This window comes from Pseudomonas sp. Z4-7, assembly GCF_051131965.1.
Taxonomy (GTDB): domain Bacteria; phylum Pseudomonadota; class Gammaproteobacteria; order Pseudomonadales; family Pseudomonadaceae; genus Aquipseudomonas.
Window position 1 is genome coordinate 4831933 of sequence record NZ_CP071642.1, and the last position, 16955, is coordinate 4848887.

Genomic DNA, 16955 nt, shown 5'->3' on the forward strand with positions numbered 1-16955 from the left:
CACGACCCATCAGCGCAGCCCCTCCAGCCAGCCATCGAGACTTCGAAAGGCATCGTTGAAAGTGCGATCGAGCTGCAAGGGTGTGATCGAGACATAGCCCTGCATCACTGCATGGAAGTCGGTGCCAGGCCCGCCATCTTCGGCATCACCAGCAGCGGCGATCCAGTAGCCGGCCTTGCCGCGCGGGTCGACAACATGCATCGGCCTGGCGGCACGGGCGCGGTGGCCCAGGCGAGTGAGCTGGATGCCACGGATATGATCAAGCGGCAGATTCGGGATATTCACGTTCAGCACCGTACGCGGCGGCAGGTCCAGTTCGCCGTGGGCCTGCACCAGTTTGCGGGCGAAGTAGGCGGCAGTGGGCAAATTGTCGACCTGCCGTGAAACAAACGAAAAGGCAAACGACGTATGGTTGAGGAAACGACCTTCCAGGGCGGCGGCGACCGTTCCGGAATACAGTACGTCATCGCCCAGGTTGGCCCCCAGATTTATCCCGGAGACCACCATGTCGGGCTCGCGCTCCAGCAGGCCGTTCAGGCCCAGATGCACGCAATCGGTCGGCGTGCCGTTGAGGCTGATGAAACCGTTGTCCAGGTAGCAGGGATGCAGCGGACGGTCGAGCGTCAGCGAGCTGCTCGCGCCGCTTTTGTCCTGGTCCGGGGCGATGACCACGCACTCGGCAAAATCCGCCAGCGCAGCATAAAGCGCGGCAAGACCGGGTGCTGTCACCCCGTCGTCGTTAGAAATCAGAATACGCATGGGCTGTCCGTCTGCCCCACCGGCACCAGATCGACGAGTTCGCGCACCAAGACAGTGGCGAAACATCCGGCCGGCAGGACGAATTCCAATTGCAGAATGTCAGGCGAGGGATAATGCCACGACAGCCCGCCAATGGGCAGTCGCAGGATGCGACGTTCGTGACTCATTCCCGCGTTTATCAACCAGTCCCGCAGATCGGCCTCGTCCGCGGCGATGGCCTGCTCCAATTCGAAGGTTGCCCCGGCGGCGGGCGAAGGTCCTTCGCCCCACTGCGGCCCGGTCGGGTGCAGATCGAGAATGGCCAGGCGCGGATCGCTGCACTCAGCCTCACCGGCAGGGAAAAAGCTGCGGCTGTCGGTAAAGGCGAGCAAGTCGCCCACCTGGGCTTGCCGCCAGGTACCGTCGGCGACTCGCGCCGCCAGCACCCGGTTGAACAGAAAGCTGCGCGCGGTGGACAACAGCCGAGAACGCACGTTGCGCTGCTCCGGCAAAGCCTTGCGCGCCGCCCAGGCACGGGCATCGACGACATTGCCACCGTCATGGCCAAAGCGCTGGGCACCAAAATAATTCGGAATGCCTTGAAGGGCGATGTGTTGCAGACGTGTCTCGATAGCCTCTTTGTCGCCCGAGAATTGGGTCAGGCGCAAGGTAAAGCCATTGGCCGAGTGCGCGCCGCGCTGCAGTTTGCGTCTGTGGCGTGCGGTCTTGAGAATCTTCAGCGTATCGTTTTCTGCCGTCGACAGGTCCGGGTCGGCCTTGCCGGGCAACTGCACGCTGAACCATTGCCGGGTCAGGGCCTGACGATCCTTGAGCCCGGCGTAGCTGACCGTGCGCAAAGGCACGCCGGCGGCCTTGGCGATTCGCCGGGCAGCCTCCTCGGTATTCAAGCCGCGTTTTTCCACCCAGATCCACAGATGCTCGCCATCACCGGACAACGGGATATCAAGCACTTCGTCGACCTGGAAGTCCTCGGCGGTAGCCTTCAGTACCGCACGGCCCAATGTCTCACCGTAGGCCCGCGGGCCCAAGAGTTCCAGTTCGGTCATGGGCGCTGCAACAAGGCGACGGAATGGACGGCGATACCTTCTTCGCGACCAACGAAACCAAGCTTCTCGGTCGTGGTGGCCTTGACGTTCACCTGGTCCAGCTCAACTTGGAGATCCTCGGCAATCCGCTGGCGCATCGCTTCGATGTGCGGCGCCATCTTGGGGGCCTGGGCAATAATGGTGTTGTCGACATTGGCGACGACCCAGCCCTTGGCGTGGATCAACGCGACCACGTGGCGCAGCAGTACGCGGCTGTCGGCGCCCTTGAATTGCGGGTCGGTGTCCGGGAAATGTTTGCCGATGTCGCCCAGGGCAGCCGCGCCGAGCAGAGCGTCGCTCAAGGCGTGCAGCAACACGTCACCGTCAGAATGCGCAAGCAGCCCGAAGCCGTGTGCGATACGCACGCCGCCCAGAGTAATGAAGTCGCCTTCAGCGAAACGGTGAACATCGTAGCCGTGGCCAATACGCATAAAAAAACGCCCCGATTTTTGTCAGGGCGTGATTCTACCTGCATTAGGCGTTCAGAGCGCGCGCATGATGCTGCAAGTGTTCATCAATAAAGCTGGCGATGAAGAAATAGCTGTGGTCGTAGCCTGCTTGCAGGCGCAACTCCAGCGGATGACCGGCCGCTTTGGCCGCCTGCTGCAGCGCTTCGGGCTTGAGCTGATTGGCCAGGAAATCATCGCGATCACCCTGATCCACTAGCAGTGGCAGCTTTTCCTGCGCCTCGGCGATCAATGCACAGGCATCCCACTCACGCCATTTCGAGCGGTCTTCCCCCAGGTAACGGGAAAAAGCCTTCTGCCCCCACGGGCAATCCATCGGGTTGTTGATTGGCGAAAAAGCCGACAACGAACGGTAGCGCCCAGGGTTGCGCAAGGCGCAGACCAGCGCGCCATGGCCGCCCATGGAATGACCGCTGATGCCGCGTTTATCCGAGGCAGGGAAATGTGCTTCGACCAGCGTCGGCAATTCCTGCACCACATAATCATGCATCCGATAGTGCCGCGCCCAAGGATCCTGCGTGGCGTTCACATAAAAACCCGCGCCCAGGCCGAAATCCCACGCGCCGTCCGGATCGCCCGGCACGTCGGCGCCACGGGGGCTGGTGTCCGGCGCAACGATGATCAGCCCCAACTCGGCGGCCATGCGCTGGGCACCGGCCTTGTGCATGAAGTTTTCATCGGTGCAGGTCAGTCCGGACAACCAGTACAGCACCGGCAGCTTGCCGCCCTGCTCGGCTTGCGGCGGCAGGTAGACGGCAAAGACCATGTCACAACCGAGCACTTCGGAACGGTGGCGGTAACGTTTGTGCCAGCCGCCGAAGCTTTTCTGGCAGGAGATGTTTTCCAGGCTCATGACCGACCTCAGAAATGAATAACGGTACGGATGCTCTTGCCTTCGTGCATCAGGTCGAATGCCTTGTTGATATCTTCCAGGCCCATGGTGTGGGTGATGAAAGTATCCAGCGGGATCTCGCCCTTTTCGGCCATTTCCACATAGCTTGGCAACTCGCTGCGACCACGCACGCCGCCAAAGGCCGAACCGCGCCAGACGCGGCCGGTCACCAGCTGGAATGGACGGGTGGCAATTTCCTGGCCGGCCCCGGCCACGCCGATGATTACCGACTCGCCCCAGCCCTTGTGGCAGCATTCCAGCGCGGCGCGCATCAACTGGACATTGCCGATGCATTCAAAGGAGAAGTCCACGCCGCCATCGGTCATGTCGACGATGACTTCCTGGATCGGGCGATCGAAGTCTTTCGGGTTGACGCAATCGGTCGCGCCGAGCTGCCTGGCGATTTCGAACTTGGCCGGGTTGATGTCGATAGCGATGATGCGCGAGGCCTTGGCTTTCACCGCGCCGATCACTGCCGACAGGCCGATGCCGCCCAGGCCGAAGATTGCCACGGTGTCCCCTGGCTTGACCTTGGCGGTATTGAGCACCGCGCCGATGCCGGTGGTGACGCCGCAGCCCAGCAGGCAGACTTTTTCCAGCGGCGCTTCTTTTGGAATCTTCGCTACGGAGATTTCCGGCAGCACGGTGTATTCAGAGAACGTCGAAGTGCCCATGTAGTGGAAAATCGTCTCGCCCTTATAGGAAAAGCGCGAAGTGCCGTCCGGCATCAGGCCTTTGCCCTGGGTGGCGCGAATCGCCTGACACAGGTTGGTCTTGCCCGACTTGCAGAATTTGCACTGGCCGCACTCCGGTGTGTACAGCGGAATCACATGGTCACCCACTGCCACCGAAGTCACGCCTTCGCCAATGGCCTCGACGATCGCGCCGCCTTCATGTCCGAGTATCGACGGGAAGATCCCCTCCGGGTCGGCGCCCGACAACGTGTAGGCGTCGGTATGGCAAACGCCCGAAGCCACCACGCGCAACAGCACCTCGCCGGCTTTCGGCATGGCGACGTCGACTTCAACGATTTCCAGGGGTTTCTTGGCCTCGAAGGCAACGGCGGCGCGCGACTTGATCATTCGGATTCTCCGGCAAATAAAAACAAGACCGGGAGTGTAATCCTTCGCCCAACGATGAATAATCCAACCAAAAGCAAAACATTATTGCTGTATAGGGACAATCCTTGATGTCTGATAATCGCTGGGAAGGCATCGACGAGTTCGTCGCCGTGGCCGAATGCAGCCAGTTCACCGCGGCGGCCGAGCGCCTGGGGGTTTCGTCTTCTCACATCAGTCGACAAATCGTACGACTGGAAGAGCGTCTGCAGACACGATTGCTCTATCGCAGTACCCGGCGTGTGACCCTCACCGAGGCTGGTCAGACGTTTCTGCAGCACTGCCAACGCCTGCAGGACGGACGCGAGGAAGCGCTGCGGGCGGTGGGTGATCTCACCAGCGAACCCAAGGGCATGCTGCGAATGACCTGCGCCGTGGCCTATGGAGAGCGCTTTATCGTGCCGCTGGTGACGCGGTTCATGGGGCTGTACCCGCAACTGCGAGTAGACATCGAACTGAGCAATCGCCCACTGGACCTGGTCCACGAAAGTCTTGATCTGGCGATTCGCCTCGGCCGCCTGCAGGACTCGCGCCTGGTCGCGACACGCCTGGCGCCGCGGCGCATGTACCTCTGTGCTTCACCGTCCTATCTGGAACGCTACGGTCGGCCCCACAGTGTGTCGGAACTGAGCCGTCACAACTGCCTCATCGGCAGCTCCGACATTTGGCAACTGGAGCAGAACGGGCGGGAATTTTCTCAACGGGTGCAGGGAAACTGGCGTTGTAACAGTGGGCAAGCGGTGCTTGATGCGGCGCTTCAAGGCGTGGGTTTGTGCCAGTTGCCGGATTATTACGTGCTTGAACATCTGCACAGCGGTGCGCTGATCTCTTTGCTGGAGGCTCATCAGCCGCCGAACACAGCGGTTTGGGCACTGTACCCGCAGCAGCGACATCTGTCGCCCAAGGTGCGCAAGTTGGTGGATTACTTGAAGGAGGGGTTGGCTGAGCGGCCGGAGTATCGGGGGTGACAGTGGTTTTTGTGTTGCCTGAGCAATTGCTATCGCGAGCAGGCTCGCTCCCACAGAGGTTTTTGGTTGTACCCAACATTCATGGCGACTGAAGATCCAATGTGGGAGCGAGCCTGCTCGCGAAGACGGTCAGGAAGACGCCTCCAGCGCTCAATGCCGATTCGCCCAGCGCTGGCGCAACCACTCCAGGTCTTCCGGCCGGGTGACCTTGATGTTGTCCGATCGCCCTTCGATCAACCGAGGCGCCTGCCCCGCCCATTCCATGGCCGAAGCTTCGTCGGTGATCAGTGCATCCGCCACCAGGCTGTCGGCCAGGGCCCGATGCAAGGCGCCGAGGCGGAACATCTGTGGCGTGTAGGCTTGCCAGATCACGCTGCGATCGATCGTTTCCAACACACGGCCATGCTTGTCGACGCGCTTGAGCGTATCGCGGGCGGGCACTGCCAAGAGTCCTCCGACCGGATCGTTCGCCAGCTCATGGAGCAATGTGTCGAGATCGCCCCGCGCCAGATTGGGCCGCGCGGCGTCATGCACCAGGACCCAATCGAAATCGTCGGCGCCGTGTTCATGAAGGTGCAACAAGGCATTGAGCACCGAATCGGAACGCTGCTCACCGCCGTCCACACGCTGGATTCGAGGATCGCTGGCGCAGGCCAGTGTCGGCCAGTAAGGATCATCCTGTGCAACGCTGACCACCACGCCCTTGACGGTTGGGTGGTCGAGAAAGCAGCCAAGGCTGTGTTCGAGAATGGTACGTCCGCCCAGCTGCAGATATTGCTTGGGACGGTCCGCGGCCATGCGGGCACCAACGCCCGCGGCAGGAATCACGGCCCAGAAGGCCGGCAAACGAATACTCATTGGGCCAACTGGTAGAGGGTTTCGCCCTCCTTGACCATGCCCAGCTCATGTCGAGCCCGCTCTTCAACGGTCTCCATGCCTTTTTTCAGCTCTGTCACTTCGGCGTCCATTACCCGGTTACGCTCCAGCAGCGCCTCGTTTTCAGCGTGCTGGTCGGCAATTTGCTGAGTCAGGTCGGCCACTTGCGCCAGGCTGCCATTCCCCACCCACAGGCGGTACTGCAAGCCGGCCAGCAAGAGAAGCAAGACAAGAAACAACCAATTGGGACTGCGCATCGAATATCAGTATCCAGTGAAAAAAGACCGCCATGCCAAACTTGAAGGTCTGATAGCACGAAGCCTGGAAAATCCAGGCTTGTGCTTGATAAGGCATCAGATTAGAGGCAAAACCGTCGCCTTGGCGACCTTTGCTACACAATCCGCTGTCTTTTTACCATTTACCGCTTAGCCGCGAAACTCGGCACGGCCGTTGTACTTGGCCTTGCCGTTCAACTGCTCTTCGATACGCAGCAGTTGGTTGTACTTGGACACGCGGTCGGAACGGCACAGGGAACCGGTCTTGATCTGGCCTGCCGCAGTACCCACGGCCAGGTCGGCAATGGTCGAGTCTTCGGTTTCACCGGAACGGTGGGAGATGACCGCGGTGTAGCCGGCAGCCTTGGCCATCTGGATGGCTTCCAGGGTTTCGGTCAGGGTACCGATCTGGTTGAACTTGATCAGGATCGAGTTGGCGATCTTCTTGTCGATGCCCTCTTTCAGGATCTTGGTGTTGGTCACGAACAGGTCGTCACCCACCAGCTGGGTTTTCTCGCCGATCTTGTCGGTGAGGATTTTCCAGCCTGCCCAGTCGGACTCGTCCAGGCCATCTTCGATGGAGATGATCGGGTAGCGCTCGGTCAGGCCCTTGAGGTAGTCGGCAAAACCTTCGGCGGTGAACACCTGGCCTTCGCCGGACAGGTTGTATTTACCGTCTTCGAAGAACTCACTGGCCGCGCAGTCCAAGGCCAGGGTCACGTCGGTGCCCAGCTTGTAGCCAGCGTTGGCCACGGCTTCGGAGATCACTTTCAGCGCGTCTTCGTTGGACGCCAGGTTCGGCGCGAAGCCGCCCTCGTCGCCAACCGCGGTGCTCAGGCCACGAGCCTTCAGCACAGCCTTGAGGTGATGGAAAATCTCGGTGCCCATACGCAGGCCTTCGGAGAAGGACTTGGCGCCGACCGGCTGGACCATGAACTCCTGGATGTCGACGTTGTTATCGGCATGCTCGCCGCCGTTGATGATATTCATCATCGGCACCGGCATCGAGTAGACGCCCGGGGTACCGTTCAGGTTGGCGATGTGCGCGTACAGCGGCAGGTCCTGGTCCTGGGCGGCAGCCTTGGCGGCGGCCAGGGAAACGGCGAGGATCGCGTTGGCGCCCAGGGTCGCTTTGTTTTCGGTACCGTCGAGTTTGATCATGGCCTGGTCGAGGGCTTTCTGGTCGGCAGGGTCCTTGCCCAGCAACAGGTCACGGATCGGACCGTTGATGTTGGCGACGGCCTTCAGCACGCCCCTGCCCAGGTAACGGCTCTTGTCGCCATCACGCAGCTCCAGCGCTTCGCGCGAGCCAGTGGAAGCACCGGACGGCGCGCAGGCGCTGCCGATGATGCCGTTGTCGAGAAGCACGTCCGCTTCGACAGTGGGGTTGCCACGGGAGTCGAGAACTTCACGACCTTTGATGTCGACGATTTTTGCCATTGTTGTGAACACTCCAAAGTTGACGAAAACGACGCAGCGAGAGGAAATCTTTTACCGTCGGCGGGTACAGAGCAGCGGGCAGGCTCGCCGACGATAACGCCCGGCCCGCAGGCCAGAGCGTTTATCGAGCGGTACTTTACCGGAGAAAGCCGTGTTACGCGGTTTCTATCGTCGGAAAACCCTTGACCAGCTCGTCCAGCGCCTTGAGCTGAGACAGGAAAGGTTCCAGCTTGTTCAAGCGCAGGGCACAAGGGCCGTCGCACTTGGCGTTGTCCGGATCAGGGTGGGCTTCGAGGAAGAGGCCCGCCAGGGACTGGCTCATGCCGGCCTTGGCCAGGTCGGTTACCTGGGCGCGACGACCGCCGGCGGAATCGGACCGACCACCGGGCATCTGCAGCGCATGAGTAACGTCGAAGAACACCGGGTACTCGAACTGCTTCATGATGCCGAAGCCGAGCATGTCCACCACCAGGTTGTTGTAGCCGAAGCTCGAACCGCGCTCGCAGAGGATCAGTTGATCGTTGCCGGCCTCTTCGCACTTGCTCAGGATGTGTTTCATTTCCTGGGGCGCGAGGAACTGGGCTTTCTTGATGTTGATCACCGCGCCGGTCTTGGCCATCGCGACCACCAGGTCGGTCTGGCGCGACAGGAAGGCCGGCAGTTGGATGATGTCGCAGACCTCGGCGACAACCGCGGCCTGGTCAGGCTCGTGCACGTCGGTGATGATCGGCACGCCGAACGCTTGCTTGATGTCCTGGAAGATCCGCATGCCCTCTTCCAGGCCAGGACCACGGTAGGACGTCACGGATGAACGGTTGGCCTTGTCGAAGCTGGCCTTGAACACGTAAGGGATGCCCAGCTTCTGGGTGACCTTGACGTATTCCTCACAGACCTGCATTGCCATGTCGCGGCTTTCCAGCACGTTCATGCCGCCGAACAGCACCATGGGTTTGTCGTTGGCAATCTCGATGTCGCCGACGCGAATGATCTTCTGGGCCATGGTCTTATGCCTTCTTCTGGTGTTGAGCCAAAGCGGCTTTGACGAAACCGCTGAACAACGGATGACCGTCACGCGGTGTCGAGGTGAACTCCGGGTGGAACTGGCAAGCGACGAACCACGGGTGATCCGCGGCCTCGACCACTTCAACCAACGCACCATCACCGGAGCGGCCGGAGATTTTCAGGCCGGCTTCGATCAGTTGTGGCAGCAGGTTGTTGTTGACTTCATAGCGGTGGCGGTGACGCTCGACGATCACGTCCTTGGCGTAGCAATCGTGCACCTTGGAGCCAGCTTCAAGCAGGCATTCCTGGGCACCGAGGCGCATGGTACCGCCCAGATCGGAAGTTTCGGTACGCACTTCGACCGAGCCGGTGGCGTCTTCCCACTCGGTGATCAGGCCCACGACCGGGTGGCCGCTGGCGCGATCGAATTCGGTGGAGTTGGCGTCCTTCCAGCCCATCACATTACGCGCGAACTCGATGACGGCCACTTGCATGCCCAGGCAGATGCCCAGGTAAGGCACCTTGTTCTCGCGAGCGTATTGCACCGCGGTGATCTTGCCTTCCACGCCCCGCAGGCCAAAGCCGCCCGGCACGAGGATCGCATCGGCGCCTTCGAGCAGGCCGGTGCCCTGGTTCTCGATATCTTCGGAATCGATGTAGCGCAGGTTGACCTTGGTGCGGTTGCTGATGCCGGCATGGCTCATCGCCTCGATCAGCGACTTGTAAGCGTCCAGCAGCTCCATGTACTTGCCGACCATGGCGATGGTGACTTCGTGCTCCGGGTTCAGCTTGGCATCGACCACCGCGTCCCATTCGGACAGGTCGGCACTGGCGCATTGCAGGCCGAAGCGCTCGACGACGAAGTCATCCAGGCCCTGGGAATGCAGGATGCCGGGGATCTTGTAGATAGTGTCGGCGTCTTCCAGGCCGATCACCGCACGCTCTTCGACGTTGGTGAACTGGGCGATCTTGCGGCGCGAGGAAATATCGATCGGGTGGTCGGAGCGGCAGATCAGCACGTCCGGCTGCAGGCCGATGGAGCGCAGTTCCTTGACCGAGTGCTGGGTCGGCTTGGTCTTGGTTTCACCGGCGGTAGCAATGTACGGAACCAGCGTCAGGTGCATCAGCATCGCGCGCTTGGCGCCGATTTCGAAACGCAGCTGGCGGATGGCCTCGAGGAACGGCTGGGATTCGATATCGCCCACGGTACCGCCGATCTCGACCATCGCCACGTCGGCGTCGCCGGCACCCTTGATGATGCGGCGCTTGATTTCGTCGGTGATGTGCGGAATGACCTGGATGGTCGCGCCCAGGTAGTCACCCCGACGCTCCTTGCGCAACACGTGCTCGTAGACACGGCCGGTGGTGAAGTTGTTGTTCTGGGTCATGGTCGTGCGGATGAACCGCTCGTAGTGGCCCAGGTCCAGGTCGGTCTCGGCGCCGTCGTGGGTGACGAACACTTCACCGTGCTGGAACGGGCTCATGGTGCCCGGGTCGACGTTGATGTACGGGTCCAGCTTGAGCATGGTGACCTTAAGTCCCCGCGCCTCCAGGATGGCCGCCAATGAAGCCGAGGCAATGCCTTTCCCCAATGAAGAAACAACACCGCCCGTGACGAATATGTAGCGCGTCATGAAAAACCCTAGAAGTCTGCGTTAAAGCGGTCCGAGCCGCCGGGGAGAGCGAAGGAAGGCCGAAGCCCCCGATCACCTGCATTAATCACAGTGCACCTTTCAAAAAAACCGCCGCGTCGGGACAGACCGGAGGTGAAATCACCGGTACGTTGCTCGCTACACATTTTTTGGAATCGCCCAGCAAAGACTGCTTGGTAATCGGCAACTCCTGCAATTCAGGCGAATCCACAGAAGTTGTATCAAGAAGGGAGCGTAGTCTACCGGAAAGCCCCTTTCAGCTCAAACCCAGATCTTGGCTTCCTGGCGTCCAGATCAATTGCCAGCTGCCATCAACCTGCGCGTCGAGCCCGGCCAGATTGGCCACCGCCAATAATTGTTCACCTTGATAAAGCAGCGGCAATCGACCACGGACGAACGCCGGCAGGCCGCTTTCATTGAGCAGGCGCTTGAGATCACGGTGACCACGGCCGGGAACGTCAAGCACTTCGCCGCCTTGGCGATAACGAATACAGAGTGGGCCGACGGGGCCCTTGCCGCGCAGGATCACCCTGCCGTTATCGGGCAATGACAAGGGTTGATCAACCCGCGCCCAGGCTACGGAGCCCGAGACCGGGCGCAGCCAGTGGTCGGATAACCACCAGACTCTTGCACCGGCCCGGTGCAATTCGCCGCCGGCCAGTCGCCAGATCGGGCGGGCGTCCTCTTGCGCGTCACGCAGTGAGTCCCAGCCGACCCAATGATCGCTGTCGGGAAGGGTCGTCAGCGGCGCCAGCCAATGACTCAGCGCATTGCGCTGTCGAGCCGGCGAGAGGGCCCGCAATGGCGCCAGTTCAAGCGACTGCAGCCCGAGCCAGTCGAATGCGCCCGGGATGCGGGCGCGGTGCAGATCGAGCTGCGCCAGCTCGTCCAGCAAGCCCTGCGCCTCGCTCAAATGCGCGGCGCTGCGGGCCAGGGTCAACGACGCTTGGGGCCACTGCGCGGACAACACCGGGAAGACCCGCTGGCGCAGATAATTGCGCGCGTACCGGAGATCGTTGTTGGAGGGATCCTCAATCCAGTCCAGGCCTTGCTCCGCCGCGTAGTTTTCCAACTCTGCCCGGGACACGTCGAGTAATGGCCTCAGCAAATGCCCCTGACCCAAGGGACGCTGCCGGGGCATCGCCGCCAAGCCCCTCGCCCCTGCCCCGCGCAGCAAACGAAACAACAGGGTTTCTGCCTGATCATCACGATGCTGGCCAGTGAGCAACACTTCGTTGCCCTGCGTCGCGGCAATGAACGCCGCATACCGCGCGTCACGGGCGGCTCGTTCGATGCTGGCGCCGGGGCGGACCTGCACACTGACCACCTCCAGAGGCACGCCAAGGGCTGCGCAAACCCGACGACAATGTTCAGGCCAGGCATCGGCCACAGCCTGGAGGCCATGATGGACGTGGATGGCGCTCAGCGCAGGCAACGAATGGTTTTTCGAAAGGGTCGCGAGCAGATGCAACAGGACAGTGGAATCGAGGCCACCGGAGAAAGCGATGCGCCAGGTGGCGGCGTTGCGCCAGGGGGATAGTTGGGTGAGGAGCCGGGTTGGCAGATCCGCGCTGGAGTTCATAGGAGTCAGCCTGGGCACAAACAATTGTGGGAGCGAGCTTGCTCGCGATGGCGGCATATCAGTCAACTCACTTGCTGAATGTTAATCCGCCATCGCGAGCAAGCTCGCTCCCACACAGGGCACAGCGCTTGAGTCAGAGACCGTAGCTCATCAACCGCTCGTAGCGACGCGCCAACAGCGCGTCGTTATCGAAGTTCTTGAGCATCGACAGCTGGGAGCTCAGCTCCGCACGAATCAGCGCTGCGGCCGCGGCCGGGTCGCGATGGGCGCCGCCCACTGGCTCGCTGATCACCTTGTCGACGATACCCAGGCCCTTCAGGCGTTCGGCGGTGATGCCCATGGCTTCTGCGGCGTCCGGCGCCTTCTCGGCGGTTTTCCACAGGATCGAGGCGCAGCCTTCCGGCGAGATCACCGCGTAAGTGGAATATTGCAGCATGTTCAACTGGTCGCAGACGCCGATGGCCAACGCCCCGCCGGAACCGCCTTCGCCGATCACGGTAGCGATGATCGGGGTCTTCAGGCGAGCCATCACGCGCAGGTTCCAGGCAATCGCCTCGCTCTGGTTGCGCTCTTCGGCGTCGATCCCCGGGTAAGCGCCCGGCGTGTCGATGAACGTCAGGATCGGCATCTTGAAGCGCTCGGCCATTTCCATCAGGCGGCAGGCCTTGCGGTAGCCTTCCGGACGCGGCATGCCGAAGTTGCGGCGTACTTTCTCGCGCACTTCGCGGCCTTTCTGGTGGCCGATGATCATTACCGGCTGGTCATCCAGACGGGCGACACCGCCGACGATCGCGGCGTCATCGGAGAAGTGACGGTCGCCGTGAAGCTCATCGAACTCGGTAAAGATGTGTTCAATGTAGTCCAGGGTGTAGGGACGACGCGGATGCCGCGCCAGACGCGCGATCTGCCAGCTGGTCAGCTTGCCGAAGATGTCTTCGGTCAGCGTGCGGCTTTTGTCCTGCAGCCGAGAGATTTCATCGCCGATATTCAGCGAATTGTCGTTACCGACCAAGCGCAACTCTTCGATCTTGGCTTGAAGGTCGGCGATCGGCTGTTCGAAATCTAGAAAATTCGGGTTCATAGGCGTCCGTCTTGGGTCGACGTCCAAGTGAGCTTGGGCCGGCCGGTTGTCTATTCGCGCCTACCTTAAGGGAGAGGCGCGTTCAGGTCGAGATTAAAAATTCGAGTCGAGGTCAGGGGCGCTCCAGGTTCAGGAGTGGCCCCTGGCCGTCAACGGTATTGGAGGAAGACGTTGTCTTTGCCGAACTGGTCACGCAAGGCTTGAATCAACGCATCCGCCGGGTCGATCCGCCAGCCCTCGCCGAACTGCAGCACAGCCTTGGCATCGGGGCGCACGTACTCCATGGTGATCGGGCACGCACCACGGTGGCGCTTGAACAACTCGCCCAGCCAGCGTAGCTGATCGCCTTTCAGATCCTGGGTTTGCAACTTCAGGCGCAGGCTCTCGGCCAGGTTGGTACGGGCATCCTCCATGCTCATCACGCGCTTGACCCGCAGCCGCAGGCCACCGGAGAAGTCATCGTTACTGACCTCACCTTCCACGACGACCATCGCATCGGTCTGCAACAACGACTGCGCGGAATGGAACGCATCGGCAAACAACGATGCCTCGATGCGCCCGGAGCGGTCGTCGAGGGTGATAAACCCCATCTTGTCGCCCTTTTTGTTTTTCATCACCCTCAGGGCGATGATCATGCCGGCGACCGTTTGCGTGTCGCGAGCCGGCTTCAGGTCGATGATGCGCTGACGGGCGAAGCGGCGAATCTCGCCTTCGTATTCGTCGATCGGGTGACCGGTCAGGTACAGGCCCAGGGTGTCTTTTTCACCTTTGAGGCGTTCCTTGAGGGTCAGCTCCTTGGCCTTGCGATGGTTGCCATAGACATCGGCATCCTCCTCGACAAACAGCCCGCCAAACAGGTCGGCGTGGCCGCTGTCATGGGTGCGGGCGGTCTGTTCGGCGGCCTTGATCGCTTCTTCCATCGCTGCCAGCAAGACCGCGCGATTGCGATCGATGTTGGCCTGGTAGGCCTTCGGCTCGTCGTGGAAGTAAGGCCCCAGGCGGTCCAGTGCGCCGCTGCGGATCAAACCGTCGAGGGTGCGCTTGTTGATGCGTTTGAGATCGACCCGGGCGCAGAAATCGAACAGATCCTTGAACGGCCCGTCCTGGCGCGCTTCGGTAATTGCCTCCACCGGGCCTTCACCCACGCCCTTGATCGCGCCGAGGCCGTAGATGATGCGGCCTTCGTCGTTCACCGTGAACTTGAACTCCGAAGCGTTCACGTCCGGTGCGTCGAGGCGCAGCTTCATGGTCCGCACTTCTTCGATCAAGGTCACGACCTTGTCGGTGTTGTGCATATCCGCCGACAGTACCGCTGCCATGAACGGCGCCGGGTAATGCGCTTTCAGCCACGCGGTCTGGTACGACACCAGGCCATAGGCGGCGGAGTGGGATTTGTTGAAGCCGTAGCCGGCGAACTTTTCCACCAGGTCGAAAATGTTACCGGCCAGGTCAGGGTCGATGCCGTTGGTCGCGCAACCTTCAATGAAACCGCCACGCTGCTTGGCCATTTCCTCGGGCTTTTTCTTACCCATGGCCCGGCGCAGCATGTCCGCGCCGCCGAGGGTGTAACCGGCCATGACCTGGGCAATCTGCATCACCTGTTCCTGATACAGGATGATGCCGTAGGTAGGCGCCAGCACCGGCTTCAAGCCTTCGTACTGATAATCCGAGTGCGGGTAGGCCAGCTCGGCGCGACCGTGCTTACGGTTGATGAAGTCATCCACCATGCCCGATTGCAGCGGGCCCGGACGGAACAGGGCCACCAGTGCGATCAAGTCTTCCAGGCAGTCGGGCTTGAGCTTCTTGATCAGCTCCTTCATGCCTCGGGATTCAAGCTGGAACACCGCCGTGGTCTCAGCTTTCTGCAACAGGCTGTAGGTCGGCTTGTCGTCCAGCGGAATAAACGCGATGTCCAGCGGTTCTTCACCGACCTTGGCTCGGTCGCGGTTGATGGTCTTCAGCGCCCAATCGATGATGGTCAAGGTCCGCAGGCCGAGGAAGTCGAACTTCACCAGGCCCGCCGCTTCGACGTCGTCCTTGTCGAACTGGGTGACCAGGCCGTCGCCCTCTTCATCGCAATAGATCGGCGAGAAGTCAGTCAGCTTGGTCGGCGCGATGACCACGCCACCGGCGTGCTTGCCGACGTTACGCACCACGCCTTCGAGCTTGCGCGCCATTTCCCAGATTTCCGCCGCTTCCTCATCGACCTTGATGAAATCGCGCAGGATCTCTTCCTGCTCGTAGGCTTTTTCCAGGGTCATGCCGACTTCGAAGGGGATCATCTTCGACAGGCGATCCGCCAGGCCGTAGGACTTGCCCTGCACCCGAGCCACGTCACGCACCACCGCCTTGGCGGCCATGGAACCGAAGGTGATGATCTGGCTTACCGCGTTGCGGCCGTACTTCTCGGCGACGTAATCGATCACCCGGTCGCGACCGTCCATGCAGAAGTCGACGTCGAAGTCGGGCATGGAGACCCGTTCCGGGTTCAGGAAACGTTCGAACAGCAGGTCATATTCCAGCGGGTCGAGGTCGGTGATCTTCTGCACATAGGCCACCAGCGACCCGGCACCCGACCCCCGCCCTGGGCCGACGGGCACGCCGTTGCTCTTGGCCCACTGGATAAAATCCATCACGATCAGGAAGTAACCGGGGAAGCCCATCTGGATGATGATATCCAGCTCGAAATTCAGCCGGTCGACATAGACCTGGCGCTTGGCTTCGTAATCTTCGGTGGTGTCCTTGGGCAGCAGGACCTTGAGGCGCTCGTCCAGCCCGTCGAACGACACCTTGCGAAAATACTCATCGATGGTCATGCCATCGGGAATCGGGAAGTTGGGCAGGAAGTGCTTGCCCAGCTTCACTTCGATGTTGCAGCGCTTGGCAATCTCGACGGTGTTTTCCAGCGCTTCGGGCAGGTCGCTGAACAGCTCTGCCATCTCCTCGGCGCTCTTGAGGTACTGCTGGTCGCTGTAGTTCTTTGACCGACGAGGATCATCAAGGGCCCGCCCCTCACCGATGCAGACGCGGGTTTCGTGGGCTTCGAAATCTTCCTGCTTGATGAACCGCACGTCGTTGGTCGCCACCAGCGGCGCGCCCAGCTTGTCGGCCAGGGCCACGGCGGCGTGCAGGTGCTCTTCGTCATTCGGACGGTTGGTGCGTTGCACCTCGATATAGAAGCGGTCCGGGAACACCGTCATCCAGTCGCGAGCCAGTTGCTCGGCTTCCTCGGTGTTGTCGCTGAGCAGGGCCAGGCCGATCTCACCTTCCTTGGCCGCCGACAGCATGATCAGGCCTTCGCTAGCCTCGGCCACCCACTCGCGCTCGATGATGATCGAGCCATTGCGCTGGCCCTCGATAAAGCCGCGGGAAATCAGCTCGGTGAGGTTGCGGTAGCCGACGGCGTTCATCACCAGCAGGCTGATACGGCTCAGCGGCGCATCCGGGTCCTTGTTCGCCAGCCACAGGTCGGCACCGCAGATCGGCTTGATCCCGGCGCCCATGGCGTTCTTGTAGAACTTGACCAGCGAACACATGTTGTTCTGGTCGGTAACGGCCACGGCAGGCATGTTCATGCCGACCAGGGTCTTGACCAATGGCTTGATCCGCACCAGGCCGTCGACCAGGGAATATTCAGTGTGCAGGCGTAGATGAACGAATGAAGCCGGCATAGGGATCCTGCGTTAAGTCATGAAAACAACAAGGCCCGGATTGTACCGGGCCTTGGGTAAAACATCAGCCATGAGCGGTCAGCCTGA

The 16955-nt window shown here is 61.1% G+C and carries 14 protein-coding genes; 1 reads left to right on the forward strand and 13 read right to left on the reverse strand.

Annotation, left to right across the window (positions count from 1 at the left end):
* Positions 1-9 precede the first annotated feature (9 nt).
* The 5 genes from surE to J3P91_RS21680 are packed head-to-tail and all read right to left on the reverse strand — an operon-like array spanning position 10 to position 4285.
* Positions 10-759, reverse strand: coding sequence for a 5'/3'-nucleotidase SurE (surE, locus tag J3P91_RS21660; RefSeq protein WP_305499115.1), 750 nt, complete (start codon positions 757-759; stop codon positions 10-12).
* Positions 747-1805, reverse strand: coding sequence for a tRNA pseudouridine(13) synthase TruD (gene truD, locus J3P91_RS21665; protein WP_434572140.1), 1059 nt, complete (start codon positions 1803-1805; stop codon positions 747-749). Before truD ends, surE begins: the two co-directional genes overlap by 13 nt.
* Positions 1802-2275: a 2-C-methyl-D-erythritol 2,4-cyclodiphosphate synthase gene (ispF, locus tag J3P91_RS21670; protein ID WP_305499111.1), complete on the reverse strand. Its 474-nt coding sequence runs from the start codon at positions 2273-2275 to the stop codon at positions 1802-1804. Before ispF ends, truD begins: the two co-directional genes overlap by 4 nt.
* Positions 2276-2318: 43 nt before the next feature.
* Positions 2319-3164 carry an S-formylglutathione hydrolase gene (gene fghA / locus J3P91_RS21675; protein ID WP_434572137.1) on the reverse strand — a complete coding sequence of 282 codons (846 nt, stop codon included), beginning with the start codon at positions 3162-3164 and terminating at the stop codon, positions 2319-2321.
* A gap of 8 nt (positions 3165-3172) precedes the next feature.
* Positions 3173-4285, reverse strand: a complete 1113-nt coding sequence (locus J3P91_RS21680; protein WP_214915574.1) for an S-(hydroxymethyl)glutathione dehydrogenase/class III alcohol dehydrogenase — start codon at positions 4283-4285, stop codon at positions 3173-3175.
* A 107-nt stretch (positions 4286-4392) separates the two neighbouring features.
* Between J3P91_RS21680 and J3P91_RS21685 the strand changes: the two genes are divergently transcribed.
* Entirely contained in the window at positions 4393-5289 is an 897-nt protein-coding gene (locus J3P91_RS21685) for a LysR substrate-binding domain-containing protein (protein ID WP_092330626.1), read from the forward strand.
* A 150-nt stretch (positions 5290-5439) separates the two neighbouring features.
* Here the strand turns inward: J3P91_RS21685 and ispD are convergent, their stop codons facing one another.
* From ispD to dnaE, 8 genes are all read right to left on the reverse strand, one after another.
* Positions 5440-6147, reverse strand: a complete 708-nt coding sequence (ispD, locus tag J3P91_RS21690; protein ID WP_434572134.1) for a 2-C-methyl-D-erythritol 4-phosphate cytidylyltransferase — start codon at positions 6145-6147, stop codon at positions 5440-5442.
* Entirely contained in the window at positions 6144-6422 is a 279-nt protein-coding gene (ftsB, locus tag J3P91_RS21695; protein WP_003184873.1) for a cell division protein FtsB, read from the reverse strand. Before ftsB ends, ispD begins: the two co-directional genes overlap by 4 nt.
* A gap of 168 nt (positions 6423-6590) precedes the next feature.
* Complete coding sequence (gene eno / locus J3P91_RS21700; RefSeq protein ID WP_434601710.1) at positions 6591-7880, reverse strand: phosphopyruvate hydratase; 1290 nt, start codon at positions 7878-7880, stop codon at positions 6591-6593.
* Positions 7881-8034: 154 nt separating this feature from the next.
* Positions 8035-8880: a 3-deoxy-8-phosphooctulonate synthase gene (gene kdsA, locus J3P91_RS21705; RefSeq protein ID WP_041022908.1), complete on the reverse strand. Its 846-nt coding sequence runs from the start codon at positions 8878-8880 to the stop codon at positions 8035-8037.
* Positions 8881-8884: 4 nt separating this feature from the next.
* Positions 8885-10516: a CTP synthase gene (locus J3P91_RS21710; RefSeq protein ID WP_434572132.1), complete on the reverse strand. Its 1632-nt coding sequence runs from the start codon at positions 10514-10516 to the stop codon at positions 8885-8887.
* A gap of 274 nt (positions 10517-10790) precedes the next feature.
* Entirely contained in the window at positions 10791-12116 is a 1326-nt protein-coding gene (tilS, locus tag J3P91_RS21715; RefSeq protein ID WP_434601711.1) for a tRNA lysidine(34) synthetase TilS, read from the reverse strand.
* Positions 12117-12249: 133 nt separating this feature from the next.
* Positions 12250-13197 (reverse strand): acetyl-CoA carboxylase carboxyltransferase subunit alpha, encoded by a 948-nt coding sequence (locus J3P91_RS21720; RefSeq protein ID WP_434572128.1) that lies wholly within the window; start codon positions 13195-13197, stop codon positions 12250-12252.
* A gap of 149 nt (positions 13198-13346) precedes the next feature.
* Entirely contained in the window at positions 13347-16868 is a 3522-nt protein-coding gene (gene dnaE / locus J3P91_RS21725; RefSeq protein WP_434601712.1) for a DNA polymerase III subunit alpha, read from the reverse strand.
* Between the last annotated feature and the right edge of the window lie 87 nt (positions 16869-16955).

Excerpts from the sequence above, each read along its gene's own strand:
- surE (WP_305499115.1), bottom strand. The coding sequence starts at position 759 with ATGCGTATTCTGATTTCTAACGACGACGGGGTGACAGCACCCGGTCTT.
- truD (WP_434572140.1), bottom strand. The coding sequence starts at position 1,805 with ATGACCGAACTGGAACTCTTGGGCCCGCGGGCCTACGGTGAGACATTG.
- ispF (WP_305499111.1), bottom strand. The coding sequence starts at position 2,275 with ATGCGTATTGGCCACGGCTACGATGTTCACCGTTTCGCTGAAGGCGAC.
- fghA (WP_434572137.1), bottom strand. The coding sequence starts at position 3,164 with ATGAGCCTGGAAAACATCTCCTGCCAGAAAAGCTTCGGCGGCTGGCAC.
- J3P91_RS21680 (WP_214915574.1), bottom strand. The coding sequence starts at position 4,285 with ATGATCAAGTCGCGCGCCGCCGTTGCCTTCGAGGCCAAGAAACCCCTG.
- J3P91_RS21685 (WP_092330626.1), top strand. The coding sequence starts at position 4,393 with ATGTCTGATAATCGCTGGGAAGGCATCGACGAGTTCGTCGCCGTGGCC.
- ispD (WP_434572134.1), bottom strand. The coding sequence starts at position 6,147 with ATGAGTATTCGTTTGCCGGCCTTCTGGGCCGTGATTCCTGCCGCGGGC.
- ftsB (WP_003184873.1), bottom strand. The coding sequence starts at position 6,422 with ATGCGCAGTCCCAATTGGTTGTTTCTTGTCTTGCTTCTCTTGCTGGCC.
- eno (WP_434601710.1), bottom strand. The coding sequence starts at position 7,880 with ATGGCAAAAATCGTCGACATCAAAGGTCGTGAAGTTCTCGACTCCCGT.
- kdsA (WP_041022908.1), bottom strand. The coding sequence starts at position 8,880 with ATGGCCCAGAAGATCATTCGCGTCGGCGACATCGAGATTGCCAACGAC.
- J3P91_RS21710 (WP_434572132.1), bottom strand. The coding sequence starts at position 10,516 with ATGACGCGCTACATATTCGTCACGGGCGGTGTTGTTTCTTCATTGGGG.
- tilS (WP_434601711.1), bottom strand. The coding sequence starts at position 12,116 with ATGAACTCCAGCGCGGATCTGCCAACCCGGCTCCTCACCCAACTATCC.
- J3P91_RS21720 (WP_434572128.1), bottom strand. The coding sequence starts at position 13,197 with ATGAACCCGAATTTTCTAGATTTCGAACAGCCGATCGCCGACCTTCAA.
- dnaE (WP_434601712.1), bottom strand. The coding sequence starts at position 16,868 with ATGCCGGCTTCATTCGTTCATCTACGCCTGCACACTGAATATTCCCTG.